This window comes from Gemmobacter fulvus (genome assembly GCF_018798885.1).
In the GTDB taxonomy this organism is placed as follows: domain Bacteria; phylum Pseudomonadota; class Alphaproteobacteria; order Rhodobacterales; family Rhodobacteraceae; genus Gemmobacter; species Gemmobacter fulvus.
This window is the reverse complement of the sequence record NZ_CP076361.1, coordinates 1,104,126-1,129,746: the sequence shown is the minus strand read 5'-3', so window position 1 is coordinate 1,129,746 and position 25,621 is coordinate 1,104,126. Positions and strand designations below refer to the sequence as shown.

The following is a 25,621-nucleotide window of genomic DNA, read 5'->3' as shown; positions in this document are numbered from 1 at the left end:
CGCAGGGGTCAGGCGTGGCTGTGGTTGACCATCACCTGATTGCGGCCTTCGGATTTCGCGGCCAGCAGCGCGCGGTCGGCCCGTTCCATCACCTGCGACACGGCCTCGTCCTGCGCTGGGCCACACCCGTCTGACATGGCCAGACCAATGGAGACCGTGACCGACAGCGCACTGCCATCGGGCAGCAGGATCGGCTGATCCCGCATCACCCGGCACAGGCGTTCCGCCATGGCCCGCGCGTCGGCTTGCGCCGCATCGGGCAGGGCCACCAGAAACTCTTCACCGCCGATCCGCGCCACCAGATCCGATGCGCGCAGATTGTCGCCCAGCCGGTGCGCCACCTCGACCAGAACCGCATCGCCTGCAGCATGGCCCCAGTGATCATTCACGCTTTTGAAGCGGTCGAGATCAATGACCATGACGGCAAAGCTGCCATGGGCACGCCGGGCGCGTTCGGCAATGGCGGCCAGCCGGGGCAGGGCATAGCGGCGGTTGTACAGCCCGGTCAGCGGGTCGATCACGGCAAGGCGCAGCCCATCCTGCACCGAGGCGCGCAGCCGGTCGGCGGTCTGTTTGCGGCGCATCAGGCGGCGCAGCCGCAAGGCAAGCTCGGCCCCCGGCAGGCCTGCTGGCTGCACGTCATTGGCGCCCATGTCAAAGGCCATGGCAATTTCGGCCGGATTCGGCTGCGGCTGGATCAGCACCACCGCCGCATGCCGGGTCGCGCTGCGCGACCGCAGATCGGACATCAGCCGCAGGCCACCGCCGCTGCCGCCGAGGGTGCCATCCACCACGAAGATGTCGGCGGCTTGCCCCGGCACCGGATCGGCCAGCGCCTCTTCGCGTGACATCAGGATCACCCGGTCGCCCAGCCCGGCGGCCAGATCCTTGCGCCAGCGCATCGTGGTTTCGGCCCGGTCGGCCACCAGCGCAATCGCGCCCGGAAACTCAAACGCTGCCTGCGCCTCCGCGAGACCCAGCGCTTGCAGCGTTGCCCCGCGCTGGCCCAACTCGGCCATAGCTTCACGCGTGCGCGACAGGTTGCGCAGCCGGGCCATCAGGATCACGTCCTCCACCGGCCTGACCAGCACATCATCGGCCCCGGCCCGCAGTGCTGCCAGACGTGTGGCCGCATCGCCGGTGTCGGCCAGCATCAGCACAGGAATATCGGCGGTCAGCGGATCGGCGCGCAGGGCCTGCACCACCTCGATCCCCGGCAGGTCGGGCAGCCGCACGTTCAGCACGATCAGATCAGGCAATGCCTCGCGCGCAAGGCGCAGGCAGCTGCGCCCATCCGCCGCGAGCATCGGCTGATAGCAGGCCATCGCAAGCTTGGCCTTAAGAACGATGCGGTTGGTGGCCACATCATCCACGATGAGGATCTTGCCGACCATGGCTACATCCGCCTGCGTTACCTGACTCTGTTCTAAGATAGTTTTCAGGCATAAGGTTAAAAAAAGCTTTCGATCCGTTTACCATGGGATCAGAAGGGCCAAGATTTCGATCAAATTCCGGGAGGATGTCATGGCTGGGCAAGAATCCGCCGAAACGCTGGCCTTGCAGGCGCTGGGCTGGCTGGTAGCGCAGGATGAATTGCTGCCGCAATTCTTTGCGGCCACCGGGGCCAATGCCCTGACCCTGCCCGCACAGGCCGCCGACCCCGAGTTTCTGGGGGCGGTGCTTGACTTTCTGTTGATGGAAGATGCCACGGTGATCGCGTTTTGCGATGCGATGGGACTGCGCTATGACAGCCCGATGCAGGCGCGCGCCGCCTTGCCGGGCGGCCCGGGGCCGCACTGGACCTGAGCGCGGATGTGCCACGCATGCCCCTTGCCAAGCGCCCGTCGCGCCGTATCCTGCCGCCAGCACAAGGGCAGGGGGCGTGAATGATCCAGGGGCTGATTTTCGACAAGGACGGCACGCTGTTCGATTTCCGCCGCAGCTGGGGCGGCTGGGCGCTGTCGCTGCTTGATGAATTGGCCGACAGCCCGGCACAACGCGCGGTGCTGGCGGAGGCCATCGGCTTTCACCCCGAAACCGTGGATTTCGCGCCGCACAGCCCGGTGATCGCCGCCACCGCCCCCGAGATTGCCGCAGTGATGCTGCCGCATCTGCCGGGCATGGGGCTGCAACGCCTGACCGACCGGATGAATGCGCTGGCGGTTGATGCCCCTACGGTCGAGGCCGTGCCGCTGCGCCCGCTGTTTACAGTGCTGCGCGGGCGCGGGCTGAAGATCGGGCTGGCCACCAATGACACCGAACGCCCGGCGCGCGCGCATCTGGGCAATCATGCGATTCTTGACCTGTTCGATTTCATTGCGGGCTATGATTCCGGCTATGGCGGCAAACCCGCTCCGGGGCAGTTGCAGGCCTTTGCGCGCCAGACCGGGCTGGACCCTGCGCGTATTGCCATGGTGGGCGACAGCCGCCATGACCTTGAGGCCGGGCGCGCCGCGGGCATGGTCTGCGTGGCGGTGCTGACCGGCGTGGCGGGGGCGGCAGAGCTGGCCCCGCATGCCGATGTGGTGCTACCCGACATTGGCGGGCTGCCCGACTGGCTGGATGCTTTTGTGCCTGCCTGAGGCCCCGAGCCCCGTTTCATCGCAATGATCGGCGAAATGCGACATAATCATGTCGCAGATATTGTCTGCATTACAATCTGCTTTCCGCCATCCTGTTGCAAGACAGACCAGCCGCACCGGGCAACGGAGAGACAGCATGAGCGACGATCACAGCCGCAAGCGGAGCCGCGCCGGGGGCCGGGCGGGCAACAAGGCGCGGGCCGGCTCGGCGGTGATCGACCAGATGCCATGGCGGATTCCGGTGAACCCGGACCGCCCGGTCGAGCCGCTGGACGCCGATGGCGTGCAGCGGGTGCATCGCACCGCCATGCGCATCCTGTCGGAACTGGGCATCGAGATGCTGAACCCCGAGGCGGTGGCGATCCTGAAACAGGCGGGCTGCAAGGTCAGCGGCACCAATGTGAAGATGGACGAGGATTTCGTGATGGAGATGCTGGGCCATGCGCCCGCGCAATTCACCATCACCCCGCGCAATCCGGCGCGCGAGGTCATCATCGGCGGCAAGCACATGGTCTTTGTCAATGTGTCCAGCCCGCCCAATGCCTGGGATCTGGAACGCGGCAAACGCTCGGGCGATTTCGAGACGTTCAAGGAATTCATGAAGCTGACGCAGTATTTCAACTGCATCCATATCGCGGGCGGCTATCCGGTGGAGCCGATCGACATCCATCCGTCGATCCGGCATCTGGACTGTCTGTTTGAAAAACTGACCCTGACCGACAAGGTGGTGCATGCCTATTCGCTGGGGGCAGAGCGGGTCGAGGATGTGATGGAGATGACGCGGCTGGCAGGCGGGCTGAGCCATGCCGAATTCGATGCGCAGCCGCGCATGTATACCAATATCAACTCGGTCAGCCCGCTGAAGCATGATTATCCGATGCTGGATGGCGCGATGCGTCTGGCCCGGCGCGGCCAGCCGGTGGTGGTGACGCCCTTCACGCTGGCCGGGGCGATGGCCCCGGTGACGATGGCGGGGGCGGTGGCGCTGTCTCTGGCCGAGGCGCTGTCGGCCATTGCGCTGCTGCAATATATCAAGCCCGGCTGCCCGGTGGCCATTGGCACCTTCACCTCCAATGTCGATATGAAATCGGGCGCCCCGGCCTTTGGCACGCCCGAATACATGCGCGCCACGCAGATGACGGGGCAACTGGTGCGCTTTTACGGGTTGCCGATGCGCTCGTCCGGGGTCTGTGCGGCGAATGTGCCGGATGGGCAGAGCATGTGGGAAACCTCGAACAGCCTGTGGGCCGCCGTGCAATCGGGCACCAATATGGTCTATCACGCGGCAGGCTGGCTGGAGGGCGGGCTGATCGCCAGCCCCGAGAAATTCGTGATGGATTGCGAAGTGCTGCAAATGATCCAGCGCTATTGCGAGACGCAGACCTTTGCCACAAGTGACGACGATCTGGCCTTTGATGCCATCCGCGAGGTCGGCCCCGGCGGCCATTACTTCGGCTGCCAGCACACACAGGATCGCTATTCCACCGCCTTTTATGCGCCCTTCGTCAGCGATTGGCGCAATTACGAGGCATGGCAGCAGGATGGGGCGGTCTGGACATCGGAACGCGCGCACCGGCTCTACAAACAGATCCTTGCCGAATTCGAGGCGCCCGAGATGCCGGGCGACCATCTGGAAGAACTGACGCGCTTTGTTGCCCGCCGCAAACAGGAGGGCGGCGCGCCCACCGATTTCTGACCCGCCTCTGGCCTCTGCCCGCATCGGCGGTTAGTCTCGCGCCGTCAGCGGGAACCGCACAACAAGGGGCAGGATATGGACGCGCAATTGCGGCAGAGGATCGGCATGGCGCTGACCGGGGCCTTCGCTGGTCTGTCCTTCCATGTGCTGCATCTGGTGCTGGAGCGGGAGTGGCTGGCGGAACGCCCGGCCATGGCGCTGGCGGCTTTTGCGGTGGTGTTCTTCACGGCGCTTCTGGGGATGGCGGGCCCCTTGCCGCTGCGCCGTGCGGCGCTGAGCGCGGCGGGGCTGGCGCTGGTCGTCTCGGGCCTGTTGGCGCTGGCGAGCCTGCGGTTTCACACGGCGGGGGCGGTATTCGGCTCGGCCATTCCGGTGCTGGCCATGCTGGTGCTGGGCTTTGTGCCGCTGCCCTTTCTGGTGGCGGCACAGCAAAGCCATTGGCGCGACTATCCGCTGCTGTTCCTGGAGGCCTGGACCATCGTTGTGCGCTATGCAGCGGCCTGGCTGTTTGTCGGCGTGGTCTGGGCAGTGATCTTCCTGTCGGATCTGTTGCTGTCGATGGTGGGGGTGACGGTGATCGGGGCGCTGGTCGGCAATCCTCTGGTGGCGATGGTGATCACCGGGGCGATGCTGGGCCTTGGCATTGCCGTGGTGGACGAGATGGCCGATGTCGTCTCGCCCTATCTGGTGCTGCGGCTGTTGCGCCTGCTGTTGCCGGCGGTGCTGCTGGTGCTGCTGGTGTTTCTGGCGGTGCTGCCGTTCGAGGGGCTGGGCAAGCTGTTCGGCAGCCTCTCCGCCGCCGCGACCCTGCTGACCATCGCCGCGATGGGGGCAACTCTGGTCACATCGGCCATCGACCAATCGGATGCCGAGGCCAGCCGCAGCCCGGTGATCCGCCGCGCTGCGCAGGCGATGGCGCTGCTGCTGCCCGCCCCGGCGGTACTGGCGGCCTGGGCGGTCTGGCTGCGGGTCGATCAGTATGGCTGGACGCCCGACCGGGTGTTTGCCGCCACCGTGGCCGGGCTTGGCCTTGGTTATGGCGCGCTTTACGCGCTGGCGGTGCTGCGGGGCCGGGGCTGGGAGGCCCGCGTCCGGCAAGGCAATATCACCATGGCGCTGGCCTTGCTGCTGGTCTCGGCGCTGTTGCTGACGCCGCTGCTGGATCCGCAGCGGCTGTCGGCGCAAAGCCAGCTGGCGCGGCTGGAGGATGGGCGGCTCAGCCCCGATGTCCTTGATCTGGCCGGGCTGGCAGACTGGGGCCGCGCGGGCGAGGCGGCTCTGGCCGAACTTGAGGCCCGCGCCGCCCAGCCGGGGCAAGAGGCGCTGGCCGCCCGTCTGGCTGCGCGGGCCGCAACCCCGCTGCCTGCCACCGGCGATGCCGAGACGCTGCGCCGGGATCTGGCAGCGGTGATGCCACTGCGCCCCGAGACTGCAACCGTCGCGCGCGATGCCATCCTTGCCAGTCTGGATACGGGCGAGCTGGCCGATTGGCTGACCATGTGCCGCACCCCCTTGCCCGAAGGCGGTGCGGGCTGTGTGCTTCTGGCCGGAGAGTTCTGGCCCGATACCGCAGGTGAAGAGGTCATTGTTCTGCTGCGCGACGCGGGCGGCTATCTGCGCAGCGAGGGGTTCGGCTGGCAACAGGGGCTGATCACCCGCCGCAGCGTGACGCCGCTGTCCGGGCAGATGCCCGATCCGGCCGAGGCCGAGGCGATGTTGCGCGCGGCACAGGCGGGCACGGCCCCGCCGATGAAACCGGCGGCGCTCAATGCGCTGCATCTGGGTGGGGCAGAGCTGATCCTGCTGCCCTGATCTAAGCGATTTGTTAAACCTGACGGCCTAACCTGATCGGGAATCAAAGGGTTTTCCGATGCACGGTCTTATCAACAGGTCGATACAATGTTTCCTGCGCGACACCTATGGCGCCGCCACCTGGGCCGCCATCGCCCGCGAGGCGCGCCTTGGTTTCGACAGTTTCGAGACGATGCTGACCTATGACGCAGCGCTGACCGAGGCCGTGATCACGGCGGCGACGCAAGTGCTGGGCAGGCCGCGCGACAGCGTGCTGGAAGATCTGGGCATCTATCTTGTGTCACATCCGAATGTGCAGGCGCTCCGGCGTTTGCTGCGGTTTGGCGGCGTGCGCTATGCCGATTTCCTGCATTCGCTGGAGGATCTGCCGGATCGCGCCCGGCTGGCCTTGCCCGATATCGACCTGCCTGTGATGACCCTTGTCGATCATTCACCGACCGATTTCACGCTGATCTGCCATTCGCCGCTGGCCGGGATCGGGCATGTTGTCGTCGGCGTGCTGCGGGCGATGGCAGATGATTATGGCGTTCTGAGCCTTGTCGAACATCGCGGCACCTGTCAGGGCGGCGAGGCGGTGGCGATCACCCTGGCGGAAACCAGTTTCAGTGCGGGCCGCCGTTTTGACCTTGCGCTGCGGGTCGCGGGGGCGTGATGCGCGATCTGGCCGAGGACCGTGAGGAACTGGGGCTTGGGGCAGGGGCGTTGGGTGCATTGATGCCGATGTATCTGGCGCTGTGTGGCGCTGGCCATATCCGGGGCTGTGGCCCGACCATGGCCAAGCTGTTTCGCGGCCTGCCACTGCTGGGGGCCCCGTTCTTCGAGGTGTTCGATCTGCGCCGCCCCTCTGGCCTGACCGATCTGGCGGCGCTCTGTGCCCATGCCGGGCAGCGGCTTTATCTTGCGGCGCGGGATCTGCCCGGCACCGGGTTTCGCGGCATGGCGGTGCCGGTGTCTTGCGGTGGTGGCTTGCTGCTCAACCTGTCCTTTGGCATCGGGATCATGGATGCGGTGCGCGACCACCAACTGACAGATGCCGATTTCGCGGCCACCGATCTGGCGGTGGAGCTTCTGTATGTTGTCGAGGCGAAATCTGCCGTGATGGATGAATTGCGCGATCTGAACCTGCGCTTGCAGGGGGCGAAAATCATGGCAGAGGAACAGGCGCTGACCGATACGCTGACCGGGCTGCGCAATCGCCGGGCGCTGGATCTGGCGCTGGACAGTGTGATCACCGGCGGCGTGCCCTTTGGCCTGATCCATCTTGATCTGGATTATTTCAAGGCGGTCAATGACACGCTGGGCCATGCGGCGGGCGATCATGTGCTGCGCGCGGTGGCGCAGATCCTGTCGGCCGAGACGCGCAGCAATGATCTGGTGGCGCGGGTGGGGGGCGATGAATTCGTGATCCTGTTGCCCAGCCTGTCCGATGCCGGGCGCTTGGCGCAGATCGCGCAGCGCATCATCAGCGGGCTGGCGCAGCCGATCCTGTACAATGGCCAGGCCTGCCGGATTTCTGCTTCGGCGGGGCTGACGGTGTCGCGCGCTTACGCCGCGCCGATGGCTGACCATATGCTGCGCGATGCCGATCTGGCGCTCTATGCCGCCAAACATGCCGGGCGCGGCTGTGTGCGCTTTGCGCAACCGGATGCGGAAGGGGGGGGCACATGAAAAAGCCGGGGGCGTGCCCCCGGCCGGATGTCAGATGGGCCCGCGCTGCGGACTGCGGCTCAGAGTTTGAGCGAGGGGATGATCTGCTTCTTGCGCGACATGATGCCCGGCAGAACCACGGTATCGCCGGTCACAGTGCAGCCGAACGAGGCTTCGGCCAGTTGCTTGACCAGATCATTCGGCACCAGCAGCGTGGCTTCTTCGTTCAGAATGTCGATCACGAACAGCAGAACCTGATCGGCCCCGTCTTCCTTGGCGACATCGACCATCGAAGCCATCAGGCTGGCCTTGCGGTCCAGCAGAACCTGCGGCGCCGTGGTTTCCAGCACCGAGACGCGCAGCTCTTTGCCCGCGACATTGTATTCTTTCGAATCCATGCGCAGCAGCGCCGCGTCGGAGAAGGCCGAAACATCGGATTTGGCGGCGAACATTTCGGCGGCAAAGTCCGGGATCGACACACCCAGATCTGCGGCGAGCTTTTCGGCCACCGCCCGGTCATGCGGGGTGGTGGTGGGCGAGCGGAATTCCAGCGTGTCGGACAGGATGCAGGACAGCATCGCGCCTTTGACGCCGCGCGGGGCGCGGGCCAGATCGTCGCCGATCAGGTCGTGCATCAGGGTGGCGGTGCAGGCCAGCGGGCGGATCGTGATGTCGATCGGGGTCTTGGTCTTGATGCCGCCGACCAGCATGTGGTGATCGATGATCGCCAGGATCTTGCTGTCATTGATCGAGGGCGGCAGTTCTGCCGGGTTGTTGGTGTCCACGATCACCACGGAATCGTCGGCGGTGACATCGCTGATGATCTCGGGCTGGTCAAAACCCCAGTGCTTGAGCACGAAGGCGGCTTCGGTGTTCGGCTCTCCCAGCAGGACGGCTTTGGCGGGGGTGCCTTTGACATCGGTCAGATACCAGGCCCAGATGATGGGCGAGCCGGTTGAATCAGTGTCGGGTGCCTTGTGGCCGAAAACCTTGATCATTTTGCAATCCGTGGGCTGTAAGGGTTCGCGCGCCTTATAGGCGCGACGCGTGCCATTGTCACGCGGCGCAAGGTCGCGCCCGGCGGGAAAATGCTGCGCGGCAGCACCGGATCAGAGCGGCAGCGCTTCGATCTGCCAGCCGCGGTCGGCCAGAAGTTGCAGAACCCCGGCCTCGCCCGACAGATGCAGCGCACCGACAGCGGCAAGGGCGGCGCCTTCGGCGGCGGCCTGTTCCAGCCGCTCGATCCAGGCACGGTTGCGGCTCGACATCAGGGCCGCTTCCAGCCGCGCATATTCGGCATCGGCCTTTTCGGGCGAATAGCCGGGGATCTTGGCCGATTCGAGGCGCATATATTCCCACATGAGGCGGCTTTCGCCGGCGAAATAGCTGTCGGCCAGCGTTACCGAATAGTCGGTGATCCGGTCCTCCATCAGCAGGGTGGTGCGGATCAGGCCCAGCTGATCCTCGGGCGGGATGGTGTCGAACAGGCGGAACAGCGTCGTATGCGGCTCCAGCGCGCGGATCGGGATGTCCTGGGCCTGCGCCTGCGCGATCAGCTGATGGTCAAGCCCGCTGCCCGTCGTCATCTCGGGCATGCCGCAGGGCGGGATGGCGAGGGTGACCGCCAGATACCAGGGCCGCATCTTGGCCGCCATCATGGCGGGCATGTTGCGCCGGGCCATGGCGGCCGACAGCATTTGCCAATCTTCCGGCGACAGCTGTTGTTTGAGGCTCGGGCCTTCGGTCAGAAACAAAAGCCCCGGATCGGCGGCAATGTCGCGCTTCAGCGCGCGTTCCTCTTCGGGGCCAGCCTCCACCAGCAGGACGGGGGCCGCTGCCAGAATCGGCGCGAGCCGGGCCATGATCGGCGCATGGCGCGCATCGGCCAGATGATAGGTGCCGATGATATGCAGGCTTTGCCCGGCCTTGCTGGCGCGCCACAGATTGCCGCGCGCATGGGGTTGCGCCGCCGTGGCGGCCTCCAGTGCTGCGGTCTCGGTGGCGGGCAGTTGCGACAACAGGTTGATGCCAGAGCATTTCGCCCCCGCAACCAAAGGTGTCGCAACAAGGATCAGGGCTGTGGCGACGGTCCGGGCGGCACGGCGGCAACAGGCAACAAGACGGGCGGGAGCCAGAGGCGGTTGGGTCAACATGGGCGCAGCCTGACACGCCCCGCGCGCCGGGCCAAGGGGCAAGCGGTGCGGGCCAGAGGGGCCGGGCAATCTCTTGCCGGGGCGTGCGGGGGCTGCGGAATTTTCCGGCAAGGTTGTTGACAGGCGCGCGCCGTGTGCCTAACTGTGCGCCGTTGGCACTCAACATGAGTGAGTGCTAATCGAATTCAAACCTGGAACCTAGGGAGTGTTCTCAGATGGCATTCAAACCGCTGCATGACCGTGTACTGGTTCGCCGCATCGAAGGCGAAGAAAAAACCAAGGGCGGCCTGATCATCCCCGATACCGCGAAAGAAAAGCCCGCTGAAGGCGAAGTGATCGCTATCGGCGCTGGCGCACGCAAGGATTCGGGCGAGCTGATCGCACCGTCGGTGGCCGTGGGCGACCGCGTGCTGTTCGGCAAATGGTCCGGCACCGAAGTGACCCTTGATGGCAAAGAACTGCTGATCATGAAGGAAAGCGACATCCTGGGCATTATCGCCTGAGGACCGTAGCGGCGCGCCTGAGGGCGCACCTGCGGAAACGCTGACCCTGACCCTGAAATTTTAGACACTGGAGCAAGCAAAATGGCTGCTAAAGACGTCAAATTCGACACCGATGCCCGCGATCGTATGCTGCGTGGCGTGAACATCCTTGCGGATGCGGTCAAAGTGACCCTCGGCCCGAAAGGCCGGAACGTCGTGATCGACAAATCCTTCGGCGCCCCGCGCATCACCAAAGACGGTGTGACGGTTGCCAAGGAAATCGAACTGGCCGACAAGTTCGAGAACATGGGCGCTCAGATGGTGAAGGAAGTCGCTTCCCGCACCAATGACGAAGCCGGCGACGGCACCACCACCGCCACCGTGCTGGCCCAAGCCATCATCAAGGACGGCATGAAAGCCGTGGCCGCCGGGATGAACCCGATGGACCTGAAGCGCGGCATCGATCTGGCGACCGCCAAAGTGGTTGCCGCGATCAAGGCAGCAGCCCGTCCGGTTTCGGATTCGGCTGAAGTTGCACAGGTCGGCACCATTTCCGCCAATGGCGAAGCCGAAATCGGCCGCCAGATCGCGGATGCGATGCAGAAAGTCGGCAACGAGGGCGTGATCACCGTCGAAGAGAACAAGGGTCTGGAAACGGAAACCGAAGTCGTCGAAGGCATGCAGTTCGACCGCGGCTACCTGTCGCCCTACTTTGTCACCAACCCCGACAAGATGGTTGCTGATCTGGAAGACGCGCTGATCCTGCTGCACGAAAAGAAACTGTCGTCGCTGCAGCCGATGGTCCCGCTGCTGGAAGCCGTGATCCAAAGCCAGAAGCCGCTGATCATCGTGGCCGAAGACGTGGAAGGCGAGGCTCTGGCCACGCTCGTCGTCAACAAGCTGCGTGGTGGTTTGAAAATCGCTGCTGTGAAGGCGCCGGGCTTCGGTGATCGTCGCAAGGCGATGCTGCAAGACCTCGCGATCCTGACCGGCGGTCAGGTAATCTCGGACGATCTGGGCATGAAACTGGAGAATGTCACCATCGACATGCTCGGCCGCGCCAAGAAAGTGTCGATCACCAAAGACAACACCACGATCGTGGACGGCGCTGGTGACAAGGCTGAAATCGCAGCCCGCGTCAGCCAGATCCGCGCGCAGATCGAAGAAACCACTTCGGACTACGACAAGGAAAAACTGCAAGAGCGCGTGGCCAAACTGGCTGGCGGCGTGGCAGTGATCCGCGTTGGCGGCATGACCGAAATCGAAGTGAAAGAGCGCAAAGACCGCGTTGATGACGCGCTGAACGCAACCCGCGCTGCCGTGCAAGAAGGCATCGTGGTCGGCGGCGGCGTGGCGCTGGTGCAGGCTGGCAAATCGCTCGACGGTCTGACCGGGGCAAACTCCGACCAGAACGCCGGTATCGCCATCGTGCGCCGCGCGCTGGAAGCACCGCTGCGTCAGATCGCTGAAAACGCTGGCGTCGATGGCGCTGTCGTGGCTGGCAAAGTCCGCGAATCGTCGGACCTGACCTTCGGCTTCAACGCACAGACCGAAGAATATGGTGACATGTTCAAGTTCGGCGTGATCGACCCGGCAAAAGTGACCCGCACCGCGCTGGAAGATGCAGCTTCGGTTGCATCCTTGCTGATCACCACCGAAGCCATGATCGCAGATCGTCCGGAGCCGAAAGGCGCATCGGCCGGCGGCGGCATGGGCGGCATGGGCGGCATGGACGGCATGATGTGATCTGACCGAAAGGTCATCACGGAAAAGGGCGCCTTCGGGCGCCCTTTTTCATGGCCGGGCTTGCGGTGGCGGCCAATCGCGCCTGAAATGGCGTAGAACCATGAGGGGAGAGGCGTATGGCGCGTGTTTATGCCAGTCTGGCCAAGAAGGTATCGCAATGGTGCGGGCGGCCTTCGACCTTCGCGCTGGCGGCTGGGGTGATCATGATCTGGCTGGTGACGGGGCCGCTGTTCGGCTTTTCCAATACCTGGCAACTGATCATCAATACCGGCACCACCATCGTGACCTTTCTGATGGTGTTTCTGATCCAGAGCACGCAGAACCGCGATACGGCGGCGATCCAACTGAAGCTGGACGAATTGATCCGGGCCACGCAGGGCGCGCACAATGCCCTGCTGGATCTGGAAGAACTGGACGAGCGGCGGCTGGAAATGTTCCGCGCGCGCTATGAGCATCTGGCCGCAGAGGCGCGCAGCGGGCTGGAGGAGGGCAGGCCGGATACCGGCACGCCCGATGCCTAGTACGGGGCCTAGCGCCGGGTGATGCGGTTCACATGGCCCATCTTGCGGCCGGGGCGCGCCTCGGTCTTGCCATAGAGATGCAGCGCGGCCTGCGGTTCGCGGGCAATCTCGGGCAGGCGCAGCACATCATCACCGATCAGGTTTTCCATCGTGACATCGGCATAACGGCCGCCATCGCCCAGCGGCCAGCCCGCCACCGCGCGGATATGCTGTTCAAACTGATCCACCGCGCAGCCATTCTGGGTCCAGTGGCCCGAATTGTGGACGCGCGGCGCAATCTCGTTCACCAGCAGCCCCTCGGCGGTCACGAACAGCTCCACCCCCATGACGCCGACGTAATCCAGCGCATTGAGGATGCGTGCCGCCAGCAACACGGCATCGGTGCGCTGCGCATTGGTCAGCCGGGCAGGAATGGTGGTGGTGTGTAGGATACCGTCGCGGTGGACATTCTCGCCCGGATCATAGCAGGCGACCGAGCCGTCAAGCCCGCGTGCCGCGATCACCGAAACTTCGTGGCTGAAATTGACAAAACCTTCCAGAACCGCATCGGCCCCGTTCATCGCCGACAGTGCGGTTGCCGCATCCTTGCCGCTGCGCAGCCGTGCCTGGCCCTTGCCATCATAGCCCAGCCGGGTGGTTTTCAGGATGGCAGGCGTGCCGATCCGCGCCATCGCCGCCTCCAGATCCGCCAGAGTGCTGACCGCTGCATAGGGGGCGGTGGTCAGGCCGAGGTCGGTGAGGAAATCCTTCTCCGCGATGCGATCCTGGCTGATGGCCAGAGCGCGGCGGTTGGGCCGGATCGGGCGCAGCGATTCCAGCAGATCCAGCGCGGCGGTGGGGATATTCTCGAATTCATAGGTGATGACATCGACCGAGGCGGCAAAGGCACGCAGCGCTTCGGCATCGTCATAGCCCGCCGTTGTCACCACATCGGCCACATGCGCGGCGGGCGGGTTTGCCATCGGCTCGTAGACATGGCAGCGGAAGCCAAGCCGGGCCGCCGCGACAGACAGCATCCGGCCCAGTTGCCCGCCGCCCAGAATACCGATGGTGGCGCCTTGCGGCAGGGGATCACTCATCTTTCGGCTCCTCGGGGATGGAGGCGGTCAGCGCTGCGCGCCAGGCATCCAGACGGGCGGCAAGGGCGGCATCGCCCAGGGCCAGGATCCCGGCGGCCATCAGCCCGGCATTGGCCGCACCCGCAGCCCCGATCGCCATGGTGGCCACCGGATAGCCCTTGGGCATCTGAAGAATGGAATAGAGGCTGTCGACGCCGGACAGGGCCTTGGTCTGCACCGGCACGCCGATCACCGGCACACGGGTTTTCGAGGCCATCATGCCCGGCAGATGCGCGGCACCGCCTGCGCCCGCGATGATCACCTTCAGGCCACGGTCCACCGCCGTCTTGCCATAGGTCCAGAGCCGGTCAGGGGTGCGATGCGCCGAGACGATCTTCGCCTCATAGGGAATTTGCAGCGCATCAAGGATGGCCGCCGCTTCGCGCATGGTCGGCCAGTCAGACTGGCTGCCCATGATGATCCCGACCTCAACCGACATATGCGCCCCCATGGTTCGGTCTATATTTTCTTGGGCGTTTAGCGCGGGATGGGGGGCGGGGCAAGCGGCCCTGCGGCTTTTCAGGCGATGATATCGGGGATCAGCTGATCCTCGATCTTCACGATCTGATCCTTGAAGGCGAGTTTCTGCTTTTTCAGCCGCCGCAGCGTCAGCTGATCGGGGCGGCCCGAAAGTTCCAAAGCATGAATGGCGGCGTCAAGATCACGATGTTCCCGGCGCAGCACTTCAAGCCGGATGCGCAGCATCTCTTCGAGATTGAGTTCCATCGAAGCATTCATGGTGCGGGTTCCTGGCGGCGCTCTGTTTCTTGAGTCGTTGGCGTTTGGTTTTCCAAATATAGCGATTTTTCCGTGCTTTGGGAAGAAATCTGCGCAGAATTTACCAAGGCGCCACAGCGGCAGCAGGGGCTTGCGTGGCAGCGGCCCGCACCCCATATTCTACCCAAGGCCGGATGCCCCATGGGGTCCGGCACGATATGTCGCTTTTGCAAGGACAAGTCGATGACCAAGATCAGTTTCGGATCACATCCCTATCTTCTCGGGTTCGAGCAGCTTGAACGGCTGGTTGAACGCACCGCCAAAGGCTCTGGTGACGGCTATCCGCCGTTCAATATCGAGGCCGTGGCCGACAATTCCTACCGCATCACCCTGGCCGTCGCCGGCTTCCGCGAGGAAGAACTGGTGATCACGGTCGAAGATCGCCAGTTGGTGATCCGCGGACGGCAGGTCGAGGACGAGAGCGGGCGGGTGTTCTTGCACCGGGGCATTGCGGCGCGGGCGTTCCAGCGTTCGTTCGTGCTGGCGGATGGGGTGGAAGTTGCGGGCGCGCATATGGAGCATGGCTTGCTGCATGTCGATCTGCACCGCGTTCTGCCCGAGGCCGTCGTGCAAACCATCCCGATCCGGTCCGGACGCACGGCAGAAGCCGCGCCCCCGCCGGTGAAGCGCATCGAAGCGAAGTGAAAGGATCAAGGTCATGGATGTGAAATTTGACGCCCTGCCCGATGGCGCTGCGCAGATTGTCTATGTGCGGCCCGTTGCGGTGGCAGATCTGCCGGAAGAGATCCGCAATCAGGCCGAAGGCATCGAGACGCTGTATGCCGTGCATCGCCCGGATGGCGAGCGGCTGGCGCTGGTGCGCGACCGCAATCTGGCCTTTGCGCTGGCGCGGCAGAATGATCTGGCCCCGGTGAACGCGCACTGAGGGCAGGCGCCCGAGGCGATCAGGCGGCGATGGCGCGGGCTTCCCAACTGGTGACGCAGCGCCGCGCCGTTGCACCATAGTGGCGCGGATCCTGTGCCAGTTGCGGGATCCGCGTCAGCAGATCCTGCCGTTCCTGATCTGCCAGCTGATCCAGCGCATAGCGCGTCGGATGGAAGCTTTCGCTGAGCAGGCCCGCTGTGTCGAGCAGCTCGTGCCGCATGAACAGCAGATGCACATAAAGCACCAGATCGCAGGGATCCCGGAGGATGGTTTTGCCATCCACAAGGTGATGCGCCGTCACCAGAACCTCGGACGTGCCCGCGAACAGTTCGGCCTTCCAGCCGGTCAGCAGCACCCGATGATGCGGTGACACCCGCACCGCATCGCTGTTGCCCAGGGCACCCGGCTGGAACAGCACCGGGGCGGCAGCGCCGGTGCCGCGCACAAGCCGTTTTCCGCTCCAGAGCAACGGTTGTGGGCCATGGTCCAGCGTCAAGACCAGATCCCCGGCGCGCAGACCTTCGACCGGGCGGGGGCCGTCAGGGGTTTCGACACAGGTGCCAGCGGTGAAACAGACAAAGGGATTGTCGCGCGTGGCGATGTTGGAGCCGGAATATTCGGCGCCATCCCAGGTGCCCAGCCTGATCGCCGTCACCTTTTTCCAATGGGCGGCGGGGATGTTCACATCGCGCAGCCGCACCATGTAGGTGCCGTCGGTAAAGATCCACACATCTATGGGTGCGGTATAGCTCACGCCCCGCACCGTGAAGGGCGAGTTGTTGTAGGTCGCGGTTTCATGGACGCGTTTCACCACGCCATTCACCACCACGCGGTCGGTGCCCGAGCCGCTGCCGTCATCGCTGTCATTATCGGCGATGACCCCGTTGTTATTGGCATCACGCCACAGGATCGACGTGTAATTGCCCGGCGAGATGTTCAGGCCATTGCCAAGGGCGCGGCCATTGTTCTGGTTCGAGACGCTGAAGCTGGGCCAGGTGCCGGTGCCGGTCCAGGCCCAAGACGCGATATCTGCCATCTTTCCCCTCCATCCTCCGGGCCGCAGGGCGCGGTGTCCGTGTTGGCCGGTGGTATGGCGTGGGAATGCGGCAGAGATACGGGGGATTGTGGGTGATTTGGCGACAAGCCCGGCTCTGGCGGGGGATTGTTCGCGGCTGAGCCGCCTTAGGTCGCCATGCAAAAGGGGCGCCCGAAACAGGCGCCCCTTTGAATCTGTGCGAAATCAGGATCAGGCTTTGATCAGGCCCATCGATTCCAGTTTCAGGATCACCTGATGGGCGCAGCTGTCCACATCGGTGCCTTCGGTTTCCACGCGCAGTTCGGGCGTTTCCGGCATTTCATAGGGGTCGGAAATGCCGGTGAACTCTTTGATCTTGCCTTCACGGGCCAGCTTGTAGAGCCCCTTGCGGTCGCGGCGTTCACATTCTTCGACGCTGGTCGCCACATGCACCTCAAGGAAGGCACCGTAGGATTCCACCATGTCGCGCACGGCGCGGCGGGTCGCGGTATAGGGCGCGATCGGGGCACAGATGGCGATACCGCCATTCTTGGTGATCTCCGACGCCACATAGCCGATGCGCTTGATGTTGATGTCGCGGTGTTCCTTGGAGAAGCCGAGCTCCGACGACAGATGCTTGCGCACCACATCGCCGTCCAGCAGCGTCACCGGGCGGCCGCCCATTTCCATCAGCTTGACCATCAACGCATTGGCGATGGTGGATTTGCCCGAACCGGACAGGCCGGTGAAGAACACGGTGAACCCCTGCTTGTCCCGCGCGGGCGAGGTTTTGCGCAGTTGCGCCACCACTTCGGGGAACGAGAACCATTCCGGGATGTCGATGCCTTCGCGCAGGCGGCGGCGCAGTTCGGTGCCCGAAATATCCAGAACGGTCGTGCCTTCCGGCACTTCGTTCGCCGGGTAATACTGAGCCTTTTCCTGCACATAGACCATGTGCTTGAAGTCGACCATGGTCACGCCGATTTCGGCCTCATGTTCCTTGAACAGGGTCTGCGCGTCATAGGGGCCGTAGAAATCCTTGCCCTGGCTGTTCTTGCCGGGGCCGGCGTGGTCGCGACCGACGATGAAATGGGTGACGCCATGGTTGCGGCGGATCAGCCCGTGCCACACCGCTTCGCGCGGGCCGGCCATGCGCATCGCCAGATTGAGCAGCGACATGGTGGTGGTCGATTGCGGATATTTGTCCAGTACCGCCTCATAGCAGCGCACGCGGGTGAAGTGGTCCACATCGCCCGGCTTGGTCATGCCGACAACCGGATGGATCAGCAGGTTGGCCTGTGCCTCTTTCGCGGCGCGGAACGTCAGCTCCTGGTGCGCGCGGTGCAGCGGGTTGCGGGTCTGGAAGGCCACGACCTTGGCCCAGTTCAGCTTGCGGAACAGGGCGCGCAATTCATTCGGCGTGTCGCGGCGCGATTTGAAATCATAGTGCACGGGCGCTTGCAGGCCCTTCACCGGGCCGCCCAGATAAACCTTGCCCGCCACATTGTGCAGGTAGTTCACCGCAGGATGCGCCAGATCGTCAGCGCCGAACACCTTTTCGGCTTCGCGCGACTTGTTCGGGATCCACTTGTCGGTGACCGACAGGATGGCAAGGATGACGCCTTCGGCATCGCGCAGCGCAATGTCCTGACCGGGCTCAAGCTTGTCGGCAAAGGCCTCCGATACGTCCAGCGTGATCGGCATTGGCCACAATGCGCCATCTGCGGTGCGCATATTTTCAACAACGCCGTTGTAATCGGCTTCCGACTGGAACCCCTTCAGCGGGTGGAAACCACCATTCATCAGCAATTCAAGGTCGCACATCTGACGCGGCGTCAGATCCCAGGAGGGCAGATTGCCCGCATCATGTTTCAGCGTCAGGGCCGCATCGGCAGAGACATAAAGCTCTGGGATCGGGGCGTGGTTGGAAAGGGTCATCGGGTTTCGCTTTCGGTTGAATAGGGCCTGCGCAGTCAGCGGCCCTTGCGCCGGGCGTTTAGCCCGGTGACGGGTTGAAATTCAAGCTGGCTTGACGGTTTTTGAGGCAATAGTGCTAAAATGGCGCGAAATTCCGCCAGCCCGGAACAGCGTTTTGCCGCAAGGGCTGGCGGTGGAACGTGGTTCCGGCGGGCTTAATGACCGGCCAGCCAGCGTTCGGCATCAAGGGCGGCCATACAGCCCATACCCGCAGAGGTGATCGCCTGCCGATACACATGGTCGGTCAGATCGCCCGCCGCAAACACGCCCGGAATGGCGGTGCGGGTCGAGCCTGCCTCAACCTGCACATAGCCGCCATTGTGCAGCGGCAGCTGGTCTTTCACCAGTTCCGAGGCCGGGGCATGGCCGATGGCCACAAAGAACCCGGCGCAGGGCACATCGGTCGTCTCGCCGGTCTGCACATTGCGCGCGCGCACGGCGGTCACGCCAAGCGGGGCTTCGGTGCCCAGAACCTCGGTCACCTCATGGTGCCACAGCAGTTCGACCTTGGGGTGCTTGAACAGCCGGTCCTGCAGGATCTTTTCGGCGCGCAGCGTATCGCGGCGGTGGATCAGCGTGACCTTGGTGGCGAAATTGGTCAGGAACAGCGCTTCTTCCACAGCGGTATTGCCGCCGCCGATCACCACCACCTCTTTGCCGCGATAGAAAAAGCCGTCACAGGTGGCACAGGCCGAGACGCCAAAGCCCTTGAACTTTTCTTCCGAGGGCAGGCCCAGCCATTTCGCCTGCGCGCCGGTGGCAAGGATCACGGCATCGGCCGTATAGGTGGTGCCGGAATCGCCCTTGGCGATGAAGGGGCGCGATTGCAGGTCCAGGCTCAGGATATAATCCCCGATGACCTCGGCCCCCATGGCCTGCGCATGGCTTTCCATCCGCACCATCAGATCGGGGCCCTGCACATGGGTATCGCCGGGCCAGTTTTCGACCTCGGTGGTGATGGTCAGCTGGCCGCCCGGCTGCATCCCCTGCACCAGGATCGGCTCCAGCATGGCGCGCGCGGCATAGACGGCGGCGGTATACCCCGCCGGGCCGGAGCCGATGATCAGAACCTTGGTGTGGCGCGCGTCGCTCATATTGCCCTCATATGCGATGTCCGCTCCATATAGGCGGCAGCGCAGGGCGGCGCAAACCCCTGTTCACCGCGCTGTGAGCCGGATCCCCTGACGAAAACCCGGCATCTCACGAAAGAATATTGCGCTACGGGCGGCAAAATCCTAATGTCCGCGCGAAGAAGACGCCTTTGCTGCCACAGGCAGGGGCGCGAGAAAGGAATTCACGCAATGGCCGGTTCCAAGCTGGACCCCATCGACCGTCACATTCTTGCGGAATTGCAGGCCGATGGCCGCATGACCAATGTGGAGCTTGCCAAAAGGGTGGGCATTTCCGCGCCACCTTGCCTGCGCCGGGTGCGCACGTTGGAGGAGGCGGGTTATATCCGCGGCTATCACGCCGATATCGACGCGCGGGAACTGGGCTTTGAAGTGCAGGTCTTTGCCATGGTGCGGCTGCAAAGCCAGGCCGAGTCGGATCTGAGCGCCTTCGAGAAACGCTGCCGCGCCTGGCCGCTGGTGCGCGAATGTCATATGCTGAATGGCGAGATCGACTTCATCCTGAAATGCGTCGCCCCCGATCTGTCGACGTTCCAGAGTTTCCTGACGGCAGAGCTGACGGCGGCAGACAATGTGGCGAGTGTGAAAACCAGCCTCGTGATCCGTTGCGCCAAGGATGAACCCGGCCTGCCGTTCGACGTGCTGGAAGCGCGGCTGACCCGCAACGCCTGATCCGGTTTTCCGAAAATTGTGGCCGTCCTGTGCAAAAAGCAATACAGGCGGCCCATAGTGCTGCGCAGAGGTTCGCAGCGGGCCGCCCGCACTGAGCTTCACAACCTACCCGGCTTTTGCGGACCGGGGGACGAAGGGGCGCCAAAGGGGCTTTGGTCTTACCGCGCCTGCCGTCCGTTTACAGAAGGACATCTGTAAGGCAGAAGATGGCGCTTCTGCGGCGCCCTGTCAAAGTTTAATCATCTTTGTGGCGGCAGCGCGGGCAGTCGGGCAGGACCATGGCCGATTGTTTCCACGATGACCGAAGATCATGGGGGAAAAGCCGCAACATTTTCCCCTGTCGGGGCGGAATCGGGCGAATCGCCATGAAAAAGGCCGCGCCCTCTGCATGGCGCGGCCCGTCTTGGAGTATCTGAGGCAGGAAGGATCAGCGCGCGGCCAGCGCCTTCGGGGCGGCCTGCGACGTGACGGCTTCGGGTTTGCTGCGGGCACTGCGCTGCCAGGGCAGGCGGACCTCGACGGTTTCCGAGGCGGCGAGGACGGATTTCAACCAGCGGCGTTCTTTTTTCATGTCGGGTTCCTTCGTGGTCTGGGCTGCTCATGGCCTCTTTGGCCTTGGGTGCAGATTGCCCTGTCATTGCGGCAGGGTTTTGACCGCGATTGTGGCAAATCGGGTTTTGCCGAAGCTTGTGCCGGAGGCGGCAAGATGCGTGGATTTGACCTGTTTTGCGGCACAATTCTGCGCAAGGGTCGCAACTGTTTCGCGGATTGCGGCAAGACCTTGGCGAGCCTTTGCCGCAATCACCTGTGGCCGCGCGATCCTTACAGCCGGATGCAGGAGATGAGTCGCCCGTAATCGGCTTCACCGTGATGGGTGGTGCGACGGAACGAATAAAAGCGGGCCGGGTCGCGATAGGTGCAATGGCGCGTCCATTCGGCATGGCCGACGCCTGCGGCGCGCAGCCGCCACAGCGCATAGCCGGGCAGATCGAACAGCGCCCGGTCGCCGGTGCCTTGCGCGAAGAACCGCGCGCTGTCGCGGTCATCATCCAGAAAAGCCTCTACGAATTCGGGGCCAACCTCATAGGAGGCCTGCGAAATCGTCGGACCGATCACGGCGGAAATGCGCGCGCGGGCCGCGCCCAGCCGCTCCATCGCGGTCAGCACCGCCTCAAGGATCCCTTCCTTCGCCCCGCGCCAGCCAGCATGGGCGGCACCGATCACCTGCGCCTCGGGGTCGGAAAACAGCACCGGCTGACAATCGGCGGTCAGCACGCCCAGCACCAGCCCCGGTGTTGCCGTCACCATGGCATCGGCCTGCGGCGGGGCCCCTGTATGCGGGGCGGTCACGGTCAGCACATCGGCGGAATGCACCTGATGCACCGTCACCAGCGCCTCGGGGGCGGCGCCCATGGCCTGCGCCACCCGGGCCCGGTTGATCGCCACCACCTCGGACAGATCCGACGAGCCGGTGCCGCAGTTCAATCCGGCAAAAATGCCCGAGGAGGCCCCGCCCTTGCGGGTGAAAAAGCCATGCCGCACCGGGGCGAGCGCGTCGGAGGTGATGATTTCGAGCATTCCGGTCCTCAGGTCTGGCCCGGCGCAAACCCCGGCGGCGCGGGTGTGCCGGGGGGGTGCAGCGCAAGGGCTTTAAACAGCGTTCCCATTTCGGCGGGGTCGGTCAAGCGGCGAGTTGCGGCAAGGTGGTTTTCCAGCGCCGCGCCGTGCAGATTGCGGGCAAGCGCGGCACTGCGCTGCGCAATGCCAAGGCGCAGCAACAGCGTGCCCTGCGGGATGAAGGCGGTGGCACAGGGATGGGCGGCGGTGGCGAGCGCGGCAAAATCCACATGCGCGGTCAGATCGGCCAGCCCCGGTTCGGCCAGCGGCGACACGAACTGATGCGCGCGTAGTGCCTGCACCGTATCGCCGCGCGATTGCCAGCCGCCATAATCGAGGATCAGCGCCGCCCCGCCATGGCGGGCGATGCGCCGGGCAGCTTCGGCCACAATCGGGGCAGCGGCGGGGCAAAGTTCCACAATCTCGCCCGCTGTCGTGTCGTCCAGCCGGTGATCCAGCGCCGCAATCGGCGCGGCGTCAGAGCGGGCAAAGCCAAGGCGGCCATCCTGCACCGTGACCACGGTTTCGCGCCAGCCCGCTGCATCGCGGCAAAACTGGCGGATCGGCAGGGCATCAAAAAACTCGTTGGCGATCAGGAACAGCGGCGTATCGGGCAGGCCGCCAATATCGCCCAGCCATTCAACCTGATACCCGGCCAAGGTGCTGCGCTGCTGATCCCGCAGCCTGGGCGAGGCCTCGATCAGGGTGATGCGCGCCGCCTGATGAAAGCCCGACACGGCGCGGGTGGCGCGCAGAAGATCGGCCATCAGCGTGCCGCGCCCGGGGCCGATCTCGGCCAGCGTGAACGGCGCGGGGCAACCCAGATCCAGCCAGTATTGCGCAAGGCACAGCCCTAGCAACTCCCCGAACATCTGCGAGATTTCCGGCGCGGTGGTAAAATCGCCCGCCGCGCCAAAGGGCGTGCCGGTGGTGTAATAGCCATGCTCGGGGTGCAGCAGACATTCGGCCATATAGTCGGCCAGCGTGATCGGACCGCTGAGCGCGATCCGCCGGATCAGCAGATCTTCAAGCGGGGTCACGGCGCGCCCGCAGCAGGAACACCAGCCCCAGCACGATCATCGGCAGCGACAGGATCTGCCCCATGGTCAGGCCATAGCCGTTCAGGTGCAGCGCAAGGCCCAAAGGATTGCCGGGGCTGATGAATTGCGCATCGGGCTGGCGCATGAACTCAACGACAAAGCGCGACAGGCCATATCCGGCAAAGAACACACCGGCGATGCGGCCCGGAGCCTTGAAGGCGGGGCTGCGGAACGCGAGCCAGAGCAGCAGCGCCCCCAGCAGCAGCCCCTCCAGCCCGGCTTCGTACAACTGGCTCGGATGGCGGATGCAGGGCAGGGTGGCAGTGGCACAGGCCTGCGCCGCCTCGCCGGGGAAAGCCACGCCCCAGGGCATCGTGGTGGCGCGGCCCCAGAGTTCGGCATTGATGAAATTGGCGATGCGGCCCAGCAGCAGGCCGGGCGGCGTGGCCAGTGCCAAGAGATCGGCCATGGGTAGCAGCGCGATCTTTTCGCGGCGGCAGAAGATCAGCGTTGCCACCACAACCCCCAGAAACCCGCCATGGAAGGACATGCCGCCTTCCCACACCTTCAGGATCTGCGCCGGATGCGCCATATAATAGCTGGCATTGTAGAAAAACGCATAGCCGAGCCGCCCGCCCAGCACGACGCCGACAATGATCCAGGTCAGCAGCCGGTCAAGCTGTTCGGCGTTCAGCGGGGCCTGCCCCGCACGCCACAGCGCAGGTGATCGGATCGCCCGCAGCACCAGACGCCAGCCGATCAGCAGGCCGGCGATATAGGCCAGCGCATACCAGCGCAGGGCGAAGGTCACGCCGAACAGGTCGATGGAAAACAGTTCGGGCGAGAGGTTCGGGAAGGGGATGTAGCTCATGGGGTGCAGCTCATGGGGGCGTCCGGCCCCTCGCTTGTCCGGTGCGGCTGCGGCATTGTCAACCGGACCGCCTGTTCACATCCTGCGGATCTTGCAGGCCGCCGTTGCAGACCTCATATAGGGCACAGGTGACAGGAGGCCGTGCCCATGCAGACGCGCAACAAGTTTTTCGACGATATGTCGCAGTTGATGACCAATGCCATGGGCGTCGCACAGGGGGCCAAGACCGAGGCGGAAACCGCGATGAAAGGCTTCATCGACCGCTGGATGGCCGAGCGCGATTTCGTGACGCGCGAAGAGTTTGATGCCGTCCGCGCCATGGCGGTGAAGGCGCGCGAAGAAAACATCGCCCTTGAGGCGCGCATTGCCGCGCTGGAAGAAAAGCTGAAATAAACCCGGCCATCAGACCTTGGCCCGTTTGCGCAGGCAGCGCAGGCGGGTAGAACCGGGGCATGAGGCATTGGGTTTCACGGCATCTGCCGCACAGATCACGCTGGACCGATTGGTCGCTTGCCACGCAATTCGCCGTGGCGGGCGGCATTGTCATGCTGGTCGCCATGCTGATCACCGGGCAATGGATGGCCGCGCGGATCGAGCAGGTTGTGGTGCGCAACTGGGCCAATGCGACAGCGCTTTATATGGAAAGTTTCATATCGCCGCTGAGCCAGGATCTTGCTGCATCGGATGATCTGTCGCCGCTGGCGCACAAGGCGCTGGACGAGGTGTTCACCTCGACCGCGCTGGGCGCGCGGGTCAAATCCTACAAGATCTGGAAGGATGGCGGGCTGGTCGTCGATGCCTCGGACCACAGCCTGCTGGGGCGGCGCTTTGCGGTGGATGGTGATCTGGCACGGGCGTGGAAGGGCGAAGTTGCCGCCAGCTTTGCCGATCTGCACGAGGCCGAGAATGCCGCCGAAGCCGCCTTGGGTGTGCCCTTGCTGGAAATCTACAGCCCGATCCGCGAAGTGTGGTCGGGCCGGATCATCGGCGTGGTGGAGTTCTATGAGCTGGCCACGGGGCTGGAGGCCGATCTGTGGGAGGCCAAGCGGCGCAGTTGGGCCACGGTCGCGGCGGTGCTGCTGGCGATTGGCGCGGTGCTGTGGGGCATCGTGCTGAAGGGTAGCCGCACCATAGAAAGCCAGCGGGCGGCCATGCAGCGGCAGTTGCGCGATCTGTCGGATCTGTCGCGACACAACATGGCTTTGCGGCTCAGGGTGCAGGGGGCTGCGGCGCGCTCGGCAGAGATGCACGATCAGGCGCTGCGGCAGGTCGGGGCCGATCTGCATGATGGCCCGGCGCAGCTTCTGGGCTTTGCCGCGCTGCGTCTGGATGGCCTGCGCCCGGCGGTGGCCGCGGTGCGGCAGGCCGAACTGACCGAGGTCGCCGGGGCGGTCAGCGATGCGATCCGCGAAATCCGGGCCATCTCGCGCGGGGTGTCGCTGCCCGATATTGCGGCGCGCAATCCCTGTGACATCGTGGCGGGGCTGGCCGAGGCGCATCGCGCCCGCACCGGCACCGAGGTTGCGGTGACCTGTGATGCCGACAGCCTGCCACCGCTGGCCGCGCCGGTGAAAACCTGCCTTTACCGCTTTGTGCAGGAAGGGCTGAACAATGCCTGGCGCCATGCGCAGGGGCAGGGCCAGCAAGTGCGGCTGGGTACCGAAGCCGGTGCGCTGGTGCTGCGCGTGCTGGACAGCGGGCCGGGCTTCGCGCCCGCCAAGGCCGAAACAGGGGCGGAACCCGATGGGGGTGGCTCCGGCCTTGGCCTCGCCGGATTGCGCGACCGGGTCGAGGCGCTGGGCGGCAGTTTCGAGACGATTAACCGGCCCGAAGGCGGGGCAGAGGTGCGCATGGTCCTGACGACCGTGCGGGGATGAAA

Annotated in this window: 27 protein-coding genes; 14 read left to right on the top strand and 13 right to left on the bottom strand. The window is 64.5% G+C overall.

The genetic code is table 11. The features are described 5' to 3' along the window. Positions 1 to 8: 8 nt before the first annotated feature. Positions 9 to 1,394, bottom strand: a complete 1,386-nt coding sequence (locus KM031_RS05570) for a diguanylate cyclase (RefSeq protein WP_215503546.1) — start codon at positions 1,392 to 1,394, stop codon at positions 9 to 11. Between the two features lie 130 nt (positions 1,395 to 1,524). On the opposite strand from KM031_RS05570, the gene KM031_RS05565 reads away from it, so the two are divergent. The 6 genes from KM031_RS05565 to KM031_RS05540 all read left to right on the top strand — a co-directional run bounded on the left by KM031_RS05565 (position 1,525) and on the right by KM031_RS05540 (position 7,758). Next, complete coding sequence (locus KM031_RS05565; RefSeq protein ID WP_215503545.1) at positions 1,525 to 1,806, top strand: DUF3572 domain-containing protein; 282 nt, start codon at positions 1,525 to 1,527, stop codon at positions 1,804 to 1,806. Positions 1,807 to 1,886: 80 nt separating this feature from the next. After that, positions 1,887 to 2,582, top strand: coding sequence for an HAD family hydrolase (locus tag KM031_RS05560; RefSeq protein ID WP_215503544.1), 696 nt, complete (start codon positions 1,887 to 1,889; stop codon positions 2,580 to 2,582). A gap of 136 nt (positions 2,583 to 2,718) precedes the next feature. Beyond that, the gene (locus KM031_RS05555) at positions 2,719 to 4,278 is read left to right on the top strand and encodes a trimethylamine methyltransferase family protein (protein WP_215503543.1); all 1,560 of its coding nucleotides are present in this window, start codon (positions 2,719 to 2,721) and stop codon (positions 4,276 to 4,278) included. Between the two features lie 75 nt (positions 4,279 to 4,353). Further along, positions 4,354 to 6,090, top strand: a complete 1,737-nt coding sequence (locus KM031_RS05550) for a DUF4153 domain-containing protein (RefSeq protein ID WP_215503542.1) — start codon at positions 4,354 to 4,356, stop codon at positions 6,088 to 6,090. A 58-nt stretch (positions 6,091 to 6,148) separates the two neighbouring features. Next, the gene (locus KM031_RS05545; protein ID WP_215503541.1) at positions 6,149 to 6,742 is read left to right on the top strand and encodes a heme NO-binding domain-containing protein; all 594 of its coding nucleotides are present in this window, start codon (positions 6,149 to 6,151) and stop codon (positions 6,740 to 6,742) included. Beyond that, positions 6,742 to 7,758 carry a GGDEF domain-containing protein gene (locus tag KM031_RS05540; protein ID WP_215503540.1) on the top strand — a complete coding sequence of 339 codons (1,017 nt, stop codon included), beginning with the start codon at positions 6,742 to 6,744 and terminating at the stop codon, positions 7,756 to 7,758. Before KM031_RS05545 ends, KM031_RS05540 begins: the two co-directional genes overlap by 1 nt. 59 nt (positions 7,759 to 7,817) lie before the next feature. On the opposite strand, the gene KM031_RS05535 is transcribed toward KM031_RS05540, so the two are convergent. Continuing rightward, positions 7,818 to 8,735: a manganese-dependent inorganic pyrophosphatase gene (locus KM031_RS05535; protein ID WP_215503539.1), complete on the bottom strand. Its 918-nt coding sequence runs from the start codon at positions 8,733 to 8,735 to the stop codon at positions 7,818 to 7,820. A 111-nt stretch (positions 8,736 to 8,846) separates the two neighbouring features. Next, positions 8,847 to 9,890 (bottom strand): TraB/GumN family protein, encoded by a 1,044-nt coding sequence (locus KM031_RS05530; RefSeq protein WP_215503538.1) that lies wholly within the window; start codon positions 9,888 to 9,890, stop codon positions 8,847 to 8,849. A 215-nt stretch (positions 9,891 to 10,105) separates the two neighbouring features. Between KM031_RS05530 and KM031_RS05525 the strand changes: the two genes are divergently transcribed. From KM031_RS05525 to KM031_RS05515, 3 genes are all read left to right on the top strand, one after another. Then, a complete protein-coding gene (locus KM031_RS05525) occupies positions 10,106 to 10,393 on the top strand; it encodes a co-chaperone GroES (protein WP_215503537.1) in 288 nt (95 codons plus the stop codon). An 81-nt stretch (positions 10,394 to 10,474) separates the two neighbouring features. Next, complete coding sequence (gene groL / locus KM031_RS05520; RefSeq protein ID WP_215503536.1) at positions 10,475 to 12,118, top strand: chaperonin GroEL; 1,644 nt, start codon at positions 10,475 to 10,477, stop codon at positions 12,116 to 12,118. Positions 12,119 to 12,234: 116 nt separating this feature from the next. Further along, positions 12,235 to 12,639, top strand: coding sequence for a low affinity iron permease family protein (locus KM031_RS05515; RefSeq protein ID WP_215503535.1), 405 nt, complete (start codon positions 12,235 to 12,237; stop codon positions 12,637 to 12,639). A gap of 8 nt (positions 12,640 to 12,647) precedes the next feature. Here KM031_RS05515 and KM031_RS05510 read toward each other — a convergent pair whose 3' ends face one another. The 3 genes from KM031_RS05510 to KM031_RS05500 all read right to left on the bottom strand — a co-directional run bounded on the left by KM031_RS05510 (position 12,648) and on the right by KM031_RS05500 (position 14,495). After that, positions 12,648 to 13,718, bottom strand: a complete 1,071-nt coding sequence (locus KM031_RS05510; protein ID WP_215503534.1) for a 5-(carboxyamino)imidazole ribonucleotide synthase — start codon at positions 13,716 to 13,718, stop codon at positions 12,648 to 12,650. After that, a complete protein-coding gene (gene purE / locus KM031_RS05505) occupies positions 13,711 to 14,196 on the bottom strand; it encodes a 5-(carboxyamino)imidazole ribonucleotide mutase (RefSeq protein ID WP_215503533.1) in 486 nt (161 codons plus the stop codon). Before purE ends, KM031_RS05510 begins: the two co-directional genes overlap by 8 nt. A gap of 80 nt (positions 14,197 to 14,276) precedes the next feature. Further along, complete coding sequence (locus KM031_RS05500) at positions 14,277 to 14,495, bottom strand: YdcH family protein (RefSeq protein WP_215503532.1); 219 nt, start codon at positions 14,493 to 14,495, stop codon at positions 14,277 to 14,279. A 222-nt stretch (positions 14,496 to 14,717) separates the two neighbouring features. On the opposite strand from KM031_RS05500, the gene KM031_RS05495 reads away from it, so the two are divergent. Together KM031_RS05495 and KM031_RS05490 are read left to right on the top strand one after the other, a co-directional pair. Then, positions 14,718 to 15,179 carry an Hsp20 family protein gene (locus tag KM031_RS05495; protein ID WP_215503531.1) on the top strand — a complete coding sequence of 154 codons (462 nt, stop codon included), beginning with the start codon at positions 14,718 to 14,720 and terminating at the stop codon, positions 15,177 to 15,179. A gap of 13 nt (positions 15,180 to 15,192) precedes the next feature. Next, a complete protein-coding gene (locus KM031_RS05490) occupies positions 15,193 to 15,420 on the top strand; it encodes a DUF1150 family protein (RefSeq protein ID WP_215503530.1) in 228 nt (75 codons plus the stop codon). Between the two features lie 19 nt (positions 15,421 to 15,439). On the opposite strand, the gene KM031_RS05485 is transcribed toward KM031_RS05490, so the two are convergent. The 3 genes from KM031_RS05485 to trxB all read right to left on the bottom strand — a co-directional run bounded on the left by KM031_RS05485 (position 15,440) and on the right by trxB (position 19,506). After that, a complete protein-coding gene (locus KM031_RS05485) occupies positions 15,440 to 16,456 on the bottom strand; it encodes a Hint domain-containing protein (RefSeq protein WP_215503529.1) in 1,017 nt (338 codons plus the stop codon). Positions 16,457 to 16,666: 210 nt separating this feature from the next. Then, positions 16,667 to 18,373: a bifunctional sulfate adenylyltransferase/adenylylsulfate kinase gene (locus KM031_RS05480; protein ID WP_215503528.1), complete on the bottom strand. Its 1,707-nt coding sequence runs from the start codon at positions 18,371 to 18,373 to the stop codon at positions 16,667 to 16,669. 194 nt (positions 18,374 to 18,567) lie between these two features. After that, the gene (gene trxB / locus KM031_RS05475) at positions 18,568 to 19,506 is read right to left on the bottom strand and encodes a thioredoxin-disulfide reductase (RefSeq protein ID WP_215503527.1); all 939 of its coding nucleotides are present in this window, start codon (positions 19,504 to 19,506) and stop codon (positions 18,568 to 18,570) included. A gap of 207 nt (positions 19,507 to 19,713) precedes the next feature. On the opposite strand from trxB, the gene KM031_RS05470 reads away from it, so the two are divergent. Continuing rightward, the gene (locus tag KM031_RS05470) at positions 19,714 to 20,214 is read left to right on the top strand and encodes an Lrp/AsnC family transcriptional regulator (RefSeq protein WP_215503526.1); all 501 of its coding nucleotides are present in this window, start codon (positions 19,714 to 19,716) and stop codon (positions 20,212 to 20,214) included. 427 nt (positions 20,215 to 20,641) lie between these two features. On the opposite strand, the gene KM031_RS05465 is transcribed toward KM031_RS05470, so the two are convergent. From KM031_RS05465 to lgt, 4 genes are all read right to left on the bottom strand, one after another. Continuing rightward, positions 20,642 to 20,785 carry a hypothetical protein gene (locus KM031_RS05465; protein ID WP_215503525.1) on the bottom strand — a complete coding sequence of 48 codons (144 nt, stop codon included), beginning with the start codon at positions 20,783 to 20,785 and terminating at the stop codon, positions 20,642 to 20,644. Positions 20,786 to 21,036: 251 nt separating this feature from the next. Then, positions 21,037 to 21,792: a peptidoglycan editing factor PgeF gene (gene pgeF, locus KM031_RS05460; RefSeq protein WP_215503524.1), complete on the bottom strand. Its 756-nt coding sequence runs from the start codon at positions 21,790 to 21,792 to the stop codon at positions 21,037 to 21,039. An 8-nt stretch (positions 21,793 to 21,800) separates the two neighbouring features. Beyond that, entirely contained in the window at positions 21,801 to 22,871 is a 1,071-nt protein-coding gene (locus KM031_RS05455; protein ID WP_215503523.1) for a class I SAM-dependent methyltransferase, read from the bottom strand. Next, the gene (gene lgt, locus KM031_RS05450) at positions 22,858 to 23,742 is read right to left on the bottom strand and encodes a prolipoprotein diacylglyceryl transferase (RefSeq protein WP_215503522.1); all 885 of its coding nucleotides are present in this window, start codon (positions 23,740 to 23,742) and stop codon (positions 22,858 to 22,860) included. The genes KM031_RS05455 and lgt overlap by 14 nt, the downstream gene beginning before the upstream one ends. Before the next feature lie 147 nt (positions 23,743 to 23,889). Between lgt and KM031_RS05445 the strand changes: the two genes are divergently transcribed. Then, entirely contained in the window at positions 23,890 to 24,135 is a 246-nt protein-coding gene (locus tag KM031_RS05445; protein WP_215503521.1) for an accessory factor UbiK family protein, read from the top strand. Between the two features lie 59 nt (positions 24,136 to 24,194). Continuing rightward, positions 24,195 to 25,619, top strand: a complete 1,425-nt coding sequence (locus KM031_RS05440; protein ID WP_215503520.1) for a sensor histidine kinase — start codon at positions 24,195 to 24,197, stop codon at positions 25,617 to 25,619. The last annotated feature ends 2 nt before the right edge of the window (positions 25,620 to 25,621 follow it).

What these genes read in the sequence shown, in the direction of transcription:
- KM031_RS05570 (WP_215503546.1), bottom strand. Translation starts at nt 1,394, where the DNA reads ATGGTCGGCAAGATCCTCATCGTGGATGATGTGGCCACCAACCGCATC.
- KM031_RS05565 (WP_215503545.1), top strand. Translation starts at nt 1,525, where the DNA reads ATGGCTGGGCAAGAATCCGCCGAAACGCTGGCCTTGCAGGCGCTGGGC.
- KM031_RS05560 (WP_215503544.1), top strand. Translation starts at nt 1,887, where the DNA reads ATGATCCAGGGGCTGATTTTCGACAAGGACGGCACGCTGTTCGATTTC.
- KM031_RS05555 (WP_215503543.1), top strand. Translation starts at nt 2,719, where the DNA reads ATGAGCGACGATCACAGCCGCAAGCGGAGCCGCGCCGGGGGCCGGGCG.
- KM031_RS05550 (WP_215503542.1), top strand. Translation starts at nt 4,354, where the DNA reads ATGGACGCGCAATTGCGGCAGAGGATCGGCATGGCGCTGACCGGGGCC.
- KM031_RS05545 (WP_215503541.1), top strand. Translation starts at nt 6,149, where the DNA reads ATGCACGGTCTTATCAACAGGTCGATACAATGTTTCCTGCGCGACACC.
- KM031_RS05540 (WP_215503540.1), top strand. Translation starts at nt 6,742, where the DNA reads ATGCGCGATCTGGCCGAGGACCGTGAGGAACTGGGGCTTGGGGCAGGG.
- KM031_RS05535 (WP_215503539.1), bottom strand. Translation starts at nt 8,735, where the DNA reads ATGATCAAGGTTTTCGGCCACAAGGCACCCGACACTGATTCAACCGGC.
- KM031_RS05530 (WP_215503538.1), bottom strand. Translation starts at nt 9,890, where the DNA reads ATGTTGACCCAACCGCCTCTGGCTCCCGCCCGTCTTGTTGCCTGTTGC.
- KM031_RS05525 (WP_215503537.1), top strand. Translation starts at nt 10,106, where the DNA reads ATGGCATTCAAACCGCTGCATGACCGTGTACTGGTTCGCCGCATCGAA.
- groL (WP_215503536.1), top strand. Translation starts at nt 10,475, where the DNA reads ATGGCTGCTAAAGACGTCAAATTCGACACCGATGCCCGCGATCGTATG.
- KM031_RS05515 (WP_215503535.1), top strand. Translation starts at nt 12,235, where the DNA reads ATGGCGCGTGTTTATGCCAGTCTGGCCAAGAAGGTATCGCAATGGTGC.
- KM031_RS05510 (WP_215503534.1), bottom strand. Translation starts at nt 13,718, where the DNA reads ATGAGTGATCCCCTGCCGCAAGGCGCCACCATCGGTATTCTGGGCGGC.
- purE (WP_215503533.1), bottom strand. Translation starts at nt 14,196, where the DNA reads ATGTCGGTTGAGGTCGGGATCATCATGGGCAGCCAGTCTGACTGGCCG.
- KM031_RS05500 (WP_215503532.1), bottom strand. Translation starts at nt 14,495, where the DNA reads ATGAATGCTTCGATGGAACTCAATCTCGAAGAGATGCTGCGCATCCGG.
- KM031_RS05495 (WP_215503531.1), top strand. Translation starts at nt 14,718, where the DNA reads ATGACCAAGATCAGTTTCGGATCACATCCCTATCTTCTCGGGTTCGAG.
- KM031_RS05490 (WP_215503530.1), top strand. Translation starts at nt 15,193, where the DNA reads ATGGATGTGAAATTTGACGCCCTGCCCGATGGCGCTGCGCAGATTGTC.
- KM031_RS05485 (WP_215503529.1), bottom strand. Translation starts at nt 16,456, where the DNA reads ATGGCAGATATCGCGTCTTGGGCCTGGACCGGCACCGGCACCTGGCCC.
- KM031_RS05480 (WP_215503528.1), bottom strand. Translation starts at nt 18,373, where the DNA reads ATGACCCTTTCCAACCACGCCCCGATCCCAGAGCTTTATGTCTCTGCC.
- trxB (WP_215503527.1), bottom strand. Translation starts at nt 19,506, where the DNA reads ATGAGCGACGCGCGCCACACCAAGGTTCTGATCATCGGCTCCGGCCCG.
- KM031_RS05470 (WP_215503526.1), top strand. Translation starts at nt 19,714, where the DNA reads ATGGCCGGTTCCAAGCTGGACCCCATCGACCGTCACATTCTTGCGGAA.
- KM031_RS05465 (WP_215503525.1), bottom strand. Translation starts at nt 20,785, where the DNA reads ATGAAAAAAGAACGCCGCTGGTTGAAATCCGTCCTCGCCGCCTCGGAA.
- pgeF (WP_215503524.1), bottom strand. Translation starts at nt 21,792, where the DNA reads ATGCTCGAAATCATCACCTCCGACGCGCTCGCCCCGGTGCGGCATGGC.
- lgt (WP_215503522.1), bottom strand. Translation starts at nt 23,742, where the DNA reads ATGAGCTACATCCCCTTCCCGAACCTCTCGCCCGAACTGTTTTCCATC.
- KM031_RS05445 (WP_215503521.1), top strand. Translation starts at nt 23,890, where the DNA reads ATGCAGACGCGCAACAAGTTTTTCGACGATATGTCGCAGTTGATGACC.
- KM031_RS05440 (WP_215503520.1), top strand. Translation starts at nt 24,195, where the DNA reads ATGAGGCATTGGGTTTCACGGCATCTGCCGCACAGATCACGCTGGACC.